General features: G+C 38.5%; 11 protein-coding genes and 2 rRNA genes. 2 read left to right on the plus strand and 11 right to left on the minus strand.

The genetic code is table 11. The features are described from left to right. Positions 1-4: 4 nt before the first annotated feature. The 5 genes from RK01_RS04240 to ahpC form a co-directional block, all read right to left on the minus strand. Positions 5-475, minus strand: a complete 471-nt coding sequence (locus tag RK01_RS04240) for a V-type ATP synthase subunit K (protein WP_016172044.1) — start codon at positions 473-475, stop codon at positions 5-7. Further along, complete coding sequence (locus tag RK01_RS04245) at positions 472-2448, minus strand: V-type ATP synthase subunit I (RefSeq protein WP_016172045.1); 1977 nt, start codon at positions 2446-2448, stop codon at positions 472-474. The genes RK01_RS04240 and RK01_RS04245 overlap by 4 nt, the downstream gene beginning before the upstream one ends. Next, a complete protein-coding gene (locus RK01_RS04250) occupies positions 2438-2758 on the minus strand; it encodes a hypothetical protein (protein WP_016172046.1) in 321 nt (106 codons plus the stop codon). The genes RK01_RS04245 and RK01_RS04250 overlap by 11 nt, the downstream gene beginning before the upstream one ends. Before the next feature lie 296 nt (positions 2759-3054). After that, positions 3055-4590, minus strand: a complete 1536-nt coding sequence (gene ahpF, locus RK01_RS04255) for an alkyl hydroperoxide reductase subunit F (protein WP_016172047.1) — start codon at positions 4588-4590, stop codon at positions 3055-3057. Between the two features lie 113 nt (positions 4591-4703). Then, entirely contained in the window at positions 4704-5267 is a 564-nt protein-coding gene (gene ahpC, locus RK01_RS04260; RefSeq protein WP_016172048.1) for an alkyl hydroperoxide reductase subunit C, read from the minus strand. A gap of 240 nt (positions 5268-5507) precedes the next feature. On the opposite strand from ahpC, the gene RK01_RS04265 reads away from it, so the two are divergent. Further along, entirely contained in the window at positions 5508-5783 is a 276-nt protein-coding gene (locus RK01_RS04265) for a hypothetical protein (RefSeq protein WP_016172049.1), read from the plus strand. A gap of 187 nt (positions 5784-5970) precedes the next feature. On the opposite strand, the gene RK01_RS04270 is transcribed toward RK01_RS04265, so the two are convergent. Next, positions 5971-6603 (minus strand): thermonuclease family protein, encoded by a 633-nt coding sequence (locus tag RK01_RS04270; RefSeq protein WP_016172050.1) that lies wholly within the window; start codon positions 6601-6603, stop codon positions 5971-5973. A gap of 267 nt (positions 6604-6870) precedes the next feature. Here RK01_RS04270 and RK01_RS04275 point away from each other — a divergent pair, with 267 nt between their 5' ends. Then, positions 6871-8211 (plus strand): amino acid permease, encoded by a 1341-nt coding sequence (locus RK01_RS04275; RefSeq protein WP_016172051.1) that lies wholly within the window; start codon positions 6871-6873, stop codon positions 8209-8211. 84 nt (positions 8212-8295) lie between these two features. On the opposite strand, the gene RK01_RS04280 is transcribed toward RK01_RS04275, so the two are convergent. The 5 genes from RK01_RS04280 to RK01_RS04300 all read right to left on the minus strand — a co-directional run bounded on the left by RK01_RS04280 (position 8296) and on the right by RK01_RS04300 (position 14599). Continuing rightward, positions 8296-9306: a hypothetical protein gene (locus tag RK01_RS04280; RefSeq protein WP_016172052.1), complete on the minus strand. Its 1011-nt coding sequence runs from the start codon at positions 9304-9306 to the stop codon at positions 8296-8298. Then, entirely contained in the window at positions 9306-10169 is an 864-nt protein-coding gene (locus tag RK01_RS04285) for a hypothetical protein (RefSeq protein ID WP_016172053.1), read from the minus strand. The genes RK01_RS04280 and RK01_RS04285 overlap by 1 nt, the downstream gene beginning before the upstream one ends. A gap of 127 nt (positions 10170-10296) precedes the next feature. After that, the gene (locus RK01_RS04290) at positions 10297-11343 is read right to left on the minus strand and encodes a DUF1002 domain-containing protein (protein WP_016172054.1); all 1047 of its coding nucleotides are present in this window, start codon (positions 11341-11343) and stop codon (positions 10297-10299) included. A 145-nt stretch (positions 11344-11488) separates the two neighbouring features. Then, a 5S ribosomal RNA gene (gene rrf / locus RK01_RS04295) occupies positions 11489-11604 on the minus strand. Positions 11605-11684: 80 nt separating this feature from the next. Further along, positions 11685-14599: ribosomal RNA gene (locus RK01_RS04300) — 23S ribosomal RNA — on the minus strand. Between the last annotated feature and the right edge of the window lie 12 nt (positions 14600-14611).

Genomic DNA, 14611 nt, shown 5'->3' on the forward strand with positions numbered 1-14611 from the left:
GAAACTAGATGCTACCTAAAAGTAGAAATGAGATTACGAAACCTAAAATGGCATACATTTCAACCATTACCGCAAACATTACTCCTTTAAAGAAATGTTCTGGTTTTTTAGCCAAAATTTGAATTCCGGCCGCAGCAACTTTACCTTGGGCCATACCAGAAAATAAACCAGTAAAAGCAACCGGTAAAGAAGCCATTAAGTAAGCCATCCCCGTTACAATCGACATATCACTTGATAAACTACCATAAATCATAAAAGCAATAACGAATCCATAAAGACCTTGCGTACCAGGTAACAATTGTAGAATTAACGCTTGACCAAATTTTTCAGGCTGACTTGTCGTTAAAGCTGCCGCAGCTTCACCCGTCAACCCCACACCTTTAGAAGAACCAATTCCAGAAAATATTGTTGCAATCCCCATTCCGATAATTGCAAAAATCATGCCACCTTGGTTGTTAATTAAAAAATCAATCATTTATTTTTTCCTCCATTTTCTTCATTAAAGTTTACATATTTTTCTTTTGGTTTAAATGTTTTAAAAGCACGGCCACCACCGTTATAGAATTTACCGAAAAACTCGACATATTGTAAACGCGCAGCATGAACATAAGCACTTAGCAAAGATAAGAATATATTTAATCCCTGCAAGGCCACAATCAATACCGCACCGGCAGTAAAACGGGCGGCTGGCGGCATATACCCCACCAACATATTAAAAGCTGCCGCAATGCTGCCACCAGAAATTCCTAAAGCCATCAAACGGCTGTAACTCACAAAATCACCAATATAGCTGGTGACTCCATAAAGTTCGTACAAGCCCATGAAAAAACCACCAACTTTAGATTTCCCTGTCACAGCAGGAATTAATAACACACATAAAGCGCCGATAATTGCCACAATCACACCTAATATGAAAAGTGCATTTGAAGCAACTACCATTTTACCTGCTGCAGCGATGATAATTCCCGCTAAAATAGCTTGCCAAGAAAAACCTTGATTAACTGCTTGTAAGTAATCTTTTTTCTTGATGTTTTCTTTGGCAGCTAAGAATAAACCTGTAAAAAGTTGAATCCCCCCAAAAACCATAGAAATACCAAAAATTGCCATAAAGTCTTTTGATGGCGACAAGAGGTAAAACGGCAATTGTGCGCCAAAACAGCTTCCGTAGATGAGCCCCCAAATAATGGTTGAAACTGATAAATACTGAAACAGCTTCATAAATCGAGCAACACCTTTGCTTAAGGTTAGTTTCTTTAATGCAAAGGTTGTAACGAAAAGCATTAAAATACCATATCCTAAGTCAGCCACCATCATACCAAAAAAGACAAAGTAAAAAGGTGCGAGCCATGGTGTTGGATCAATTTCACGGTATTGGGGCAGACTGTACATTTCCGTCAGCATTTCAAAAGGTTGAACAATCGCCGCATTTTTCAATTTTGTGGGGGTTTTTAAAGTGACTATTTCTGCTTCGGTTGGTTCACTATAAGAATAATAAATTTCGTTATTAGGGAAGTGCTGGGCTAATTGCGTTTCAAAATACTGGCAATCAGTTTCGGCCAACCAGCCAGATAAAACAACCAAATTATCTGATTTTACTAAGCCAGCCTTAACAAGTTCCCGTTCCCTTTTAGCTAAAATAGCTTCCTCAGCCAACTGTAATTGTGCTATCTCTTTTTTGTGCTGACCAATTTCGGCTACAAGAGACTGTTCTTGTTTAGCTAGTTGTGCTAATTGTGTTTTTGCTTCTTTCAATGCTTGTTTTGGCAACTTGTTATAAGGGTTAGTTTCTTCTTTTACACCAAATTTTTGCATTAATGATTGAACGGATTTTGCTTCTCCATTTAAATATACTAGTGCAAAGCCAGTTACCTGTTGCTCGGTAAATACATTTTCAACATATAGGTTATTATTTTCATTGGCTTCGCTTAGAAAATCCAACCACGACTGATCTTCCATTGTTCCAAGAACCATTTGGGCACTAGCAGTACTATCTGCTGTATAAGCATCTAAACTTTGCCACAGTGTTGCCCACTGTTCTTTTTCTTGATTAATTTTCTTGGCCTCTTCCATCGCCAGCCAGCGCTTTTGTAGATCTTCCAAGTCTTTTAATTGAGTGATTAATGTTTTTTCATCAAACTGATTTTCAAAAGAGAGAAAATCCAAGTTCTTTCGTTTTAATTCAATCGTTTTTTCTTTAGCATTGCCATGATTTCTGACAAAGCGTAGGTTTGTCTCAATTTGTTGTAATAATTTTTCGTATTTTTGTAGGTCGTCTGGGGAAGATAATAAGCCTTCCGGAAAATAATAGTCAATCCATTTTTTATTTTCTTCATCTGCTAATAAATCCGTAATTTCAACTGTTTGTAGAGCTTGCAAAAGTTGCAATAGCTCATCTTGGTGGGATTTTTCCAATATAAGCGAAATCTTTTTAACCGCTTCAACTGCCATAAGTTTGTTGCACCCTTTCTATAATGAAAGTGGCGACTTTTTCATGGCACTCTTTATAAAGCTCAGTAAATGTCGCTTTTTCTTTTTTGGCAACTGCTAAAAGTTCTTCTTTTTCACTTTGTAAGGCTGTAGCTGCAATTTTTTCGCTAGTATCACTAGCCTGTTGCCGTTTTGCTTTTAATCCATCTTGCAACAATTGTAATTCAGCTTCTTTTTGCGCCGAATATTCTTGCAAGTCTTTTTGTAACTCCATTTGTAATTCTTCGTTGCGCATTTCTGCTGCTTTAATTTTATCTAAAGCTTCCTTCAAGTTAATTCCTCCTTTACTATGCTATAAAAAAAACGCACTTCAAAAAATTTGAAGTACGTTTTAAAAAGCACCTCAAAAATGCTCTTCTCACCCCTTGAAGAACGCGATCCTTGAAGTCTTTGACTCAACCGTTACAAAATATAGAAAAATAATACTCTATCATGATAACAAAACCTCTAAAAAAAAGCTATGACTTTAGCAAAAAAGTCATAACTTTCCAATGTACAAATGACAAACCAACTCGTTTTCTTCTTATTTAAATAACGGTTTAAGAAGTCAACAAAATAGAGATAATATTATTTTGAGCCTTGACGAATAAGATAATCAAATGCACCTAATGCAGCGGTAGCACCAGAACCCATTGCAATGATAATTTGTTTATAACGACTATCTGTACAATCGCCAGCAGCAAAAATGCCGGAAACATTTGTCGCGCCATCTGATGCGGTCACAATTTCACCGCGTTCATTTAAGGTTACAGCCGTATCTTCTAACCATTTTGTATTTGGTTGAAGACCAATCAGGATAAATGCTCCTGCTACTGAAATTATTTCTTCTACGCCCGTTTCACGCTGACGATAAGATAAGCTTTCTACTCTATCTGTGCCGTTGATACTAGTTGTTTGCGCATTTAAAATTATCGTGACATTCGTAAGTTCTAAAAGACGCTCTTGTAAAATTTTATCGGCTTTTAATGTTGGCAAAAATTCTAACACATAGACATGGTTACAGATACCCGCTAAATCAAGCGCTGCTTCAATACCTGAATTACCGCCACCAACAACAGCAACATCTTTTCCAGCAAATAAAGGCCCATCACAATGGGGACAATATGCCACACCTTTATTTTTAAATTCTGCTTCGCCAGGGATATTCAAATTGCGCCAGTGAGCACCGGTTGCTAGCACAACTGCCTTACTTTGCAATTGGCCACCATTTTCTAAATCTATTGTTACGATTCCATCATTATGAATCCCGGTTGCAATCTCACCGCTAATTAAATCGACTTCATATTCTTCCACATGTTGTTTTACTTCAGCCATAAACTTAGGACCTTCAGTTTTTGGTGTTCCAATGATATTTTCAATTGTTAGAGTTTCCATTACTTGGCCGCCAAATTCGTTAGCGAGAAGACCAGTCCGAATGCCCTTACGCGCAGCATAAATAGCAGCACTAGCTCCAGCGGGGCCACCACCGACAATCAGCATATCAAATGGTTCTCTGGCTTTGAAAACTTCTTTTTTGGCTGTAGGAATTTTTTTTAGCAATTGGGCAAGCGTTGCGCGGCCATTAGAAAATTCTTCCTCATTTAAAAAGACAGTGGGAACCGCTAAAATATTACGATTTTCGGCTTCTTTTTGAAATGTTCCCCCTTCAATCATGGTATGGCTAATATTGGGATTTAAAACTGCCATAATATTTAAAGCTTGGACAACATCAGGACAATTTTGACATGTCAAGCTAATGTATGTCTCAAAATGTAAGGACTCTGTAATGGCTTCGATTTGCTTACGTTGATCTTCTTCAATTTTGGGTTCGCGACCGCTAACTTGTAAAACTGCTAGTATAAAAGAAGCAAATTCATGTCCCATTGGTAATCCAGCAAAAACGATTCCACTTTTCTGCTCTGATTGATCCACTGTAAATTGAGGTGTACGGCCACCTGTAGTTTCTTCAAAATGCAATAAATCTGATAAACTCGTAACTTCCTCTAGAAAACTTCGCATTTTTGCTGAATGATCATCATTTCCCAAGGTAGCACGGAAAACCACTGGGCCTTCCAACATAGTAAAATATTGTTTTAGTTGTTGAATGGTATTATTATCGAACAATTTCTTCTCTCCTTTAAATAAAAACCGCCATAATTTACAAAGTTACAGCGTAGTATGCTGATCGTTGTAAAAGCTGGCGGCAGCTGCATTTTTAAATCATCGGAATACAGTTATTAAATTTTACCAACTAAATCAAAACTTGGCGTTAATGTTTCGCCACTTTCTTTCCATTTTGCTGGACAAACTTCACCTGGATGATTACGAACGTATTGGGCTGCACGAATTTTATCAACTAATGTGCTGGCGTCTCGTCCAATACCATCGGCGTTAATTTCGACGGCTTGCACAATCCCATCCGGATCGATAATGAAAGTACCGCGTTGAGCTAATCCTTCTGCATCATCTAAGACATCGAACATTTCAGCGATTTTATGACTTGGATCACCAATCATATAATATTTAATTTTGCCGATAGCCTCTGAAGTTTCATGCCATGCTTTATGGGTAAAATGAGTGTCAGTAGAACAAGAATAAACTTCAACCCCTAGTGATCGCAGTGTAGCATACTGCTCTTGTAGATCTTCTAATTCGGTTGGGCAAACAAAGGTAAAGTCAGCTGGATAAAAACATAATACACTCCATTTCCCCTTAAAGTTTTCTGCTGTGACATTGACAAACTCACTATTGTGATAAGCTTGAGCGTTAAACTCAGCCACTTCTTTTCCAATCATTGACATTGCGCTACCTCCAGTAATTTATTGAGAATATATTCATCTAATTGAAAAAAATCTTTTTATAGAAACGATAAAACAAAGAAAGATTAATTATCAATTTATAATTACTATAATCTAAAACTTTCGGAATGTGAACCGTTTATAGCAAAAAAAAATAATATTTTTTTAGCTTTTGGCATTAAGTGTTTATTTATACTCTCTTTTCTGGATAGTGGTATTATATTTATGAAGGGATTGATAATCATGGCATTAACAATTAAACAAGCAGAAGATTATTTAACAAATCATGTATCCGGTATCACTGTAATGGATGTTACAGTAGAGTACCCAGATGAAAAAGAAGTACTCTATATCGAAGGAGAAAAGGATTATTACTTTTTTATCAGTAAAGCGAACACTTATCGCTTTACCGATGGTCAAAAAAACGAAAAAGCATTCTCTCATGAAGATTCAGAAAATCCGATGACAGAAGAAGAATTTTTAGATAAAATGGTGCGTATTATTTTATCTGAAGAATAATAAAAAGCCTTCTGCTTAAAGCAGGAGGCTTTTTTGTCTAAAGATTAGCAAAAGAATATCTATCTTCCAATCCTCTTATTAAAAACTTGTATGAAGGTTTCATTCATATACCTGGAGGTAAAAGAAATGAATTCCTTTTAATTTCTATTTAGCAAAACATGATGTTCCAGTCTAATTGTTGGCTTATTTACTTTTCATTGTATTGGTAAAAGCCATTCTTCTTTTTGACGACATAATTTTCTTCCTGCCAGACCCCACGTTTAGCCTTTTGCGCAACGGCTTGTGCGGTAATTAATTCATCAATATAGCTATCACCACCAGTATTTACATAACGTACAATTCCTAATCCTTCTTTTAGCAACGCAGTTTGTAACATTTCGTCACCCACATAAACATAGGCAAGATAACGCCCATAGTTATCTCGCACTGCTCCTTTATCAAAAACTATACTAATAGCCTCTTTTTTTAACATCTTTTTAGTAAACGCACTTGCTTCTTTTCCAAAAGGTTGCACATTCATGCCTGGTTTAACACTTTCTGGTGTATCCACTATCAAAAGACGCAGTTTGTATTCTTTTTGGTTGCTATAAAAAGCAAAAGTATCCCCATCGACATTGCGAATATCTGTTACAGCAATCTTTTTGAAACGAGGAGGATCATTTAAATCAACATTTTCAATTGGCTGTGCTGCTGTTGTGGCGGTAGTTTGTTGGGCCTCTTTTTGTAGCTGGTCTCCTTGGCGAGGTAGAATACCTGTAAATTGTAAAACAATAAGTAATAGAACGGTTAAAATACCACCAACACTGATTTTCTTTTTCATTTTTTCACCTTTTAAAAAAATTTTGTAGCGGAGAATAGCTTAAACTCTTCGATTGGTTGATAGCAACATCTCAGAAGCTTTTTTTCTCCTTGACCAAATGCTTTTTTATTATGCCCTAATTTTGCTTTTTGAACAACTGAAATAAAATTTCGGAAAATTTATGTAATTTAGTGTTGAAATTTTCAGAATATTCAAGTATGATACTGTTTGTTCTTTAAAAATCATGGCTAACGTTATTTAACACAGCCTTTTAAGATAGGTGGAAAAATGGAAAATAAATTACAAAAGAAAATGCATTCCCGCCATGTGACTATGTTGGCTCTCGGCGGCGCAATTGGCGCCGGCTTGTTCAAAGGCAGTGGTGAAGCAATTAATTTGGCTGGCCCATCTGTTATTCTCGCTTTCTTTTTAGGGGGATTACTATTATTTAGTATTATGAATGCAGTCGGGACTTTAGCCGTCAAGAATAGTCATGCTCAAAGCTTGTCAGGCGTTGTTGCTCCCTACATTGGCTCTTTTTCGGCCTATTTCACTGATTGGCTATACTGGACGATGTGGATGATTAATATTGTGGCTGAGGCGGTGGCTGCAGCTAGTTTTATGCAACTATGGTTTCCAAACGTTCCTGCGTGGGTTTTCATTTTGGTTATTTCACTACTTACCACGATGATTAATTTTTTATCCGTTAAAATTTTTGCGGAAACTGAATTTTGGTTAACTATGGGGAAAATTAGTGTTGTAGTCTTACTAATTATCTTTGCAAGTTACTTGGTCTTAGGTAAAATTTTCCACGATGGCTTTGCGCCAACTATGGGAAGTTTAACCAGTCATGGTGGCTTTTTCCCTCATAAAATTCAAGGATTATTAAATTCTTTGCTGCTTGTTGTTTATTCATACGGTGGTACTGAATTAGTCATTATTGCGATGGGAGAAACAGAAGATCCAGCCAAATCTATTCCAAAAGCCATTCGTAGTGTCCTATTTCGCATTATCGCCTTTTATATAGTACCAATGTTTTTATTGCTTATCATTTATCCATGGCAAACTTTGGCTCATTCAGAGGCAAGTCCATTTGTTTTAATTTTTGAAAAAATGCAGATTCCTTTTGCAGCTGATATCGTCAATTTAGTCATTGTATTTGCGTTATTTTCATCAATTAATTCAGGTATCTACGCATCTTCGCGCATTTTACACTTACAGCTTTCAAAGACGAAGAAATTTAGTAAATTTATGCGTTTAAACAAACATGGCGTACCCAATAGAGCTGTTATGTTTTCAACTGGGATGCTGTATGTTGGCGTATTACTGTCCTATTTATTTGGTGACTCGCTTTTCAATTACTTGGTAGGCTCCCTATCCTATACGGTTCTTTTGATCTGGATAATGTTGTGTCTAGCTTATTTTCGTTATTTACAGCAAAATAAAAGTTCATTCTTCAAACGGACAGTCAATATTCTCACTTTGCTAAGTTTAACGGCAATTTTTATTGCAATTTTAACTACTAGTAATTTAGTAGTTACAGAAGTCACAATTGTGATGTATGGTTTGATTGTCGTCTCCTATTTTTTACAAAAACGTAACGCTATTCACAATCCGGCTCTGAATTAATATCTTAGGGCTAAAGATTTTATAAGCAAAATTAAGCGCCCTTTAAAGTTAGCAGTTGGGTCTAACTTTAAAGGGCGTTTTTTTCTATTTACGAACTAATAAAGGAACTAAAAAGGCATAACTCGTGAAGAAATCTAATAAAGAGCGACGACGATTATTGGAATCAATAAATAAAGCGGTCTGGTCGTCATCATCAGGATAGATGGCTACTTTTTGTTCTTGATCTAGTAAAACTTCGTAATGATTATCCTTATTCTTTTCAAAATCATATTCTTCGTTTTCCATTGTAATAATAAAGATTTCGTCTAAGACTGGTGTTGCCATTTGGTAATCCGTTGTCAATTTGACGTGTAATTCTTGTGTATTATCCAGCAATGTTGCTGCCACATCAAAACCTAATTCACGAAAATGTTGTAACAACAAGTTAATGTCGTAGTTTACTAAAGACAATTGGTTTTTTGAAAATACTTTATCCGCATACCAAAGATGAATTAACGCTAAAACTTCATCATCGTTTACGGTTATCTTCATTTGTTCTATGTCAATCACCATTAGCGGCATAAATTCAGAAGTAAAACGTTGATCGACCGGATTAATTTTGAAGTTAAAAATCAATTTTTGCGACTCGTCCAAATAGTATTGAACCAAAAAATGTTTTGTTTCCCAAACGTCATAATTACTTTCAGCAGGTTTTAATCCGACTGAGTGTAATGGTTTTAAAAGCTCATAAGAAAAATACTCCAATAGAATTTTTTTGGCAATCGTAGATATTTCCACTTGAGGAATAATTAAACGCCGATATTCTGTCAACAATTCATCAAAATTAGCTTCCATCAATGATTTTCGCAATTTCAAATCAGCAAGTTCTTTTTCAGAGGCGGCAATAAGTAAGACAATCTCATCATGATCCGTTTCTTTATTTTGAAGATAAAGTTGCGCATCTGTTGTTTTTGGTATCTCTGTAGTCAAATTATCATCAGTTCCAGTTTCAACAATTTTAGAATCCGATTCGGATAATTCTGATGGATTTTGAACGGAATCAACAGCTTCGGTGATATTTTGCATTTCTTCATTTTTTCTATTTTCTTCACTCATTACACTTTACCTCCTTCATCCAAATAGTTCGCTAAGAAAGTTTGCAGCTGTTCTTGTAAATCTTCTAGACTGCCAAAATAGCGTTTAATTTGACGAAACTCCTTGGTAATTAAAGCACGACTTAATCTAACTTGTTGATATTTACTTTCCAATGTTGCTTTTTGTTGTGCAGTTTGCTCTTTTTTTTCTATATAAGGTAGCCACTTAACGCGTTGGTTTTCTAAGTCTTCCCTTTGTTTTACTAAAATTTCTAATTCTTCATCGGTTTTGCCGCGATTAAAGAAACCTTTTGCATTTTCAATAGTTTTCTCTTTTTGTTTTAGTTCTTTAATTTGTTCATCAAGTTGTTCAATTTGTGTCTTAGCCATAATTGTATTGGCAGTCAGTTGATCCATTTCTTGTTCGATTTGCTTCAATGATCCTTCATGATCCGTAACAAAGGCTTCCCATTCATTATCAATTTTCGGAATAATAAAAATTTCCGGAACACTGGCATCAATTCCGACAGTTGCTCTTTGGCGATAATAATCGCCTATACGATAATAATTTAAAGTTGCAGACACTTTTTCATGGTGTTCCATAAACGGAAAGGTACTCATAAAGCTATCATGTATTTTTTTTGTTAATAGTTTATCAATTTCATGATTTGCATTAGATGTCTTTTTTAATTCATCATGTAAACGTCCATTGTATATCCGATAAATATCGGGAATTCGTTCTTCTTTGATGGCTACTTCGAAATCTTGCAAATCATGCAGCATTTGGCCAATATTTTTGGAAGCTACTTCTTTAATCTCACTAAAACTTTCCGATTCTTCCAAATCAGTTATTTGCGAATTTATTTCCTCATAATCGTTCGTCATCTTAACCCCTTCTTTCAGCACATTATATATACTATTCTAGCATTAAAAGATGAAATTGCGTTATTTAAGCTATGTGATGGAAAATAAAAAACTGCAGTATCAGTGTCAACCATACTGCAGTTCTATTTTAATTGAAAAGTCCTTCAAAAAAGCTTTTGATACTTTGCCACAGATTACTAAAGAAGCCTTGGTTATCGTTTAATGTTCCTTGGATTTTTTCCCCGAAAGATCCCAATTCATCACTTAACTTATCAACAGTTTTATTAAAACTGTCACTTAGTTTATCTAACTGCGCTAGTGATTCTTTATCTAAAACACCATCAGTTTTTTGATATTTTTCTGCTAAGGAGACTAATTTGTTTACATCATCATTTGTCATATAATCGGATAAATTGTATTTTGCTAAAGCATCATTGACGATCTTTTCAACATCTGCCTTTGTAGCTAGTTCACCTTGCTTATCTTTTAGAGCAGCTAACTCTTGCTTAATTTCTACCAATGTTTGATTTAATTGCGTGCGATAAGCTTCATCGGCTTTTTCTTGATCCGCTTTATTTAAATTTTCATCTGCATTTTTTTGAGTTGCATTTTTAACAATTGAATCAGATACACTTTGCGTTGTATCTAGCTCTTCTTGCGCTAATTGTGCCCGGTCTTCGTCAACTTTTTCACCGTTTGCCTCAAAGGCTTTATAAACACCAGTTAAAGCACTTTCACCGGTAACTTTTACGACACTTGCTACTTGAATTGTGGCATCTGCAATACCAGCTGTAATTAAAGGATTTTTATATTGGTCTGCGGTAATTAATGTTATGTTTTCTGGTGTTAAAATATTAACTTTAATTCCTTTTCCTTCATTTTCCCTTGTAACCATAACCGAACTAAACATAACATTATCATCACCACTACCATAACCTAAATATTTAACTAAATCGGCACCGTTGGCAACGTCAATATTTACGTTATCAGTATTCACACCAAATTTTTCCAAAGTTTCTGCTCTTTGTGTACTATTAAGTGCGGATCCTAATACGACAGTTGGTTTCCCCCAACGCTCATTAATTACTGTATCTTCAGCAGCTGTAACATTTTTTACAAAACTGACCATAGTTATAAATAAAGCTGCAATAATAACCAATAGGTTACCTAGTTTATTATTTGTTTTTACATTCATAAAAATACTCCTTCCGTTATATTAATATTGTAGACAATCTGAAGGAAGGAATACAATAAAAAGACATATTTTAATAATTATTTTATACTTTTAACATAATTTTAAATCAAAAAAGCCAAGTCCTTTTCGACTTGGCTTTATCATTGCGTGGCGACGTCCTACTCTCACAAAGGGAAACCCTTCACTACAATCGGCGCTAAGAAGCTTAACTTCTGTGTTCGGCATGGTTACAGGTGTATCCTTCTCGCTATCGCCACCACACTATTTAATTAAAGTGAATGTTATTCACTCAAAACTGGATCTTGAAGGGGATCAAAACTCTTCCGAGTTTTCTTTTAACTTTGGTTAAGTCCTCGATCGATTAGTATCAGTCCGCTCCATACATCGCTGTACTTCCACTCCTGACCTATCTACCTGATCATCTCTCAGGGATCTTACTTTCTTTAAGAAATGGGAAATCTCATCTTGAGGTGGGCTTCACACTTAGATGCTTTCAGCGTTTATCCCTTCCCTACATAGCTACCCAGCGATGCCTCTGGCGAGACAACTGGTACACCAGCGGTAAGTCCATCCCGGTCCTCTCGTACTAAGGACAGCTCCTCTCAAATTTCCAACGCCCGCGACGGATAGGGACCGAACTGTCTCACGACGTTCTGAACCCAGCTCGCGTGCCGCTTTAATGGGCGAACAGCCCAACCCTTGGGACCGACTACAGCCCCAGGATGCGACGAGCCGACATCGAGGTGCCAAACCTCCCCGTCGATGTGGACTCTTGGGGGAGATAAGCCTGTTATCCCCAGGGTAGCTTTTATCCGTTGAGCGATGGCCCTTCCATGCGGAACCACCGGATCACTAAGCCCGACTTTCGTCCCTGCTCGACTTGTAAGTCTCGCAGTCAAGCTCCCTTCTGCCTTTACACTCTGCGAATGATTTCCAACCATTCTGAGGGAACCTTTGGGCGCCTCCGTTACCTTTTAGGAGGCGACCGCCCCAGTCAAACTGCCCATCTGACACTGTCTCCCACCACGATTAGTGGTGCGGGTTAGAGTGGCCATAACACAAGGGTAGTATCCCACCATTGCCTCAATCGAAACTAGCGTCCCGATTTCTACGGCTCCTACCTATCCTGTACATGTGGTACAGACACTCAATATCAAACTACAGTAAAGCTCCATGGGGTCTTTCCGTCCTGTCGCGGGTAACCTGCATCTTCACAGGTACTAAAATTTCACCGAGTCTCTCGTTGAGACAGTGCCCAAATCGTTACGCCTTTCGTGCGGGTCGGAACTTACCCGACAAGGAATTTCGCTACCTTAGGACCGTTATAGTTACGGCCGCCGTTTACTGGGGCTTCAATTCGTACCTTCGCTTACGCTAAGCACTCCTCTTAACCTTCCAGCACCGGGCAGGCGTCAGCCCCTATACTTCATCTTTCGATTTTGCAGAGACCTGTGTTTTTGATAAACAGTCGCTTGGGCCTATTCACTGCGGCTGACCTTGCGGTCAGCACCCCTTCTCCCGAAGTTACGGGGTCATTTTGCCGAGTTCCTTAACGAGAGTTCTCTCGCTCACCTTAGGATTCTCTCCTCGACTACCTGTGTCGGTTTGCGGTACGGGCCGTTGTCTTCTCACTAGAAGCTTTTCTCGGCAGTGTGACATCAGAAGCTTCGGTACTATTATTTCCCTCCTCATCACAGCTTGTCCTTATAGAAATAAGCATTTGACTCATCTCAAGACTTACTGCTTGAACAGACATATCCATCAGTCTGCACTTCTTAGCCTCCTGCGTCCCTCCATTGCTCAAACAAATACAACGGGTACAGGAATATCAACCTGTTGTCCATCGCCTACGCCTATCGGCCTCGGCTTAGGTCCCGACTAACCCTGGGCGGACGAGCCTTCCCCAGGAAACCTTAGTCATTCGGTGGACAGGATTCTCACCTGTCTTTCGCTACTCATACCGGCATTCTCACTTCTAAGCGCTCCAGCAGTCCTCACGATCTACCTTCAACGCCCTTAGAACGCTCTCCTACCAATACACCTTACGGTGTACTCCACAGCTTCGGTAGTATGTTTAGCCCCGGTACATTTTCGGCGCAGGGTCACTCGACTAGTGAGCTATTACGCACTCTTTAAATGGTGGCTGCTTCTGAGCCAACATCCTAGTTGTCTGTGCAACCCCACATCCTTTTCCACTTAACATACATTTTGGGACCTTAGCTGGTGGTCTGGGCTGTTTCCCTTTCGACTATGGATCTTATCACTCACAGTCTGACTGCCGAATATAAATGAATGGCATTCGGAGTTTATCTGAATTCGGTAACCCGAGATGGGCCCCTAGTCCAAACAGTGCTCTACCTCCATCATTCTTCACTTCGACGCTAGCCCTAAAGCTATTTCGGAGAGAACCAGCTATCTCCAAGTTCGTTTGGAATTTCTCCGCTACCCACACCTCATCCCCGCACTTTTCAACGTACGTGGGTTCGGTCCTCCAGTGCGTTTTACCGCACCTTCAACCTGGACATGGGTAGATCACATGGTTTCGGGTCTACGACTACATACTCATTCGCCCTATTCAGACTCGCTTTCGCTGCGGCTCCGTCTCTTCGACTTAACCTCGCATGCAATCGTAACTCGCCGGTTCATTCTACAAAAGGCACGCTATCACCCATTAACGGGCTCTAACTTGTTGTAGGCACACGGTTTCAGGATCTATTTCACTCCCCTTCCGGGGTGCTTTTCACCTTTCCCTCACGGTACTGGTTCACTATCGGTCACTAGGGAGTATTTAGCCTTGGGAGATGGTCCTCCCGGATTCCGACGGAATTCCTCGTGTTCCGCCGTACTCAGGATCCTCCTAGGTGCCTTCCAAATTTCGTCTACGGGGTTTTTACCCTCTTTGACTGACTTTTCCAAGTCATTCGACTATCTGAAAGAACTACCATATCGGAGTCCTACAACCCCAAGATGCAAGCATCTTGGTTTGGGCTGTTCCCTTTTCGCTCGCCGCTACTTGGGGAATCGATTTTTCTTTCTCTTCCTGCAGGTACTTAGATGTTTCAGTTCTCTGCGTCTACCTCGTATACGCTATGTATTCACGTATACGTAACATCCTATAAAAGATGTTGGGTTCCCCCATTCGGAAATCTCTGGATCATAGCTTACTTACAGCTCCCCAAAGCATATCGGTGTTAGTCCCGTCCTTCATCGGCTCCTAGTGCCAAGGCATCCACCGTGCGCCCTTATTCACTTAACCTTATAAGACCTT

The organism is Enterococcus dispar ATCC 51266 (assembly GCF_000406945.1).
GTDB lineage: Bacteria > Bacillota > Bacilli > Lactobacillales > Enterococcaceae > Enterococcus_C > Enterococcus_C dispar.

Bases quoted from the DNA above. Each gene is read 5' to 3' on its own strand.
- RK01_RS04245 (WP_016172045.1), bottom strand. From the start codon at position 2,448: ATGGCAGTTGAAGCGGTTAAAAAGATTTCGCTTATATTGGAAAAATCC.
- RK01_RS04285 (WP_016172053.1), bottom strand. From the start codon at position 10,169: ATGACGAACGATTATGAGGAAATAAATTCGCAAATAACTGATTTGGAA.
- RK01_RS04240 (WP_016172044.1), bottom strand. From the start codon at position 475: ATGATTGATTTTTTAATTAACAACCAAGGTGGCATGATTTTTGCAATT.
- RK01_RS04265 (WP_016172049.1), top strand. From the start codon at position 5,508: ATGGCATTAACAATTAAACAAGCAGAAGATTATTTAACAAATCATGTA.
- ahpC (WP_016172048.1), bottom strand. From the start codon at position 5,267: ATGTCAATGATTGGAAAAGAAGTGGCTGAGTTTAACGCTCAAGCTTAT.
- RK01_RS04290 (WP_016172054.1), bottom strand. From the start codon at position 11,343: ATGAATGTAAAAACAAATAATAAACTAGGTAACCTATTGGTTATTATT.
- RK01_RS04275 (WP_016172051.1), top strand. From the start codon at position 6,871: ATGGAAAATAAATTACAAAAGAAAATGCATTCCCGCCATGTGACTATG.
- RK01_RS04280 (WP_016172052.1), bottom strand. From the start codon at position 9,306: ATGAGTGAAGAAAATAGAAAAAATGAAGAAATGCAAAATATCACCGAA.
- RK01_RS04270 (WP_016172050.1), bottom strand. From the start codon at position 6,603: ATGAAAAAGAAAATCAGTGTTGGTGGTATTTTAACCGTTCTATTACTT.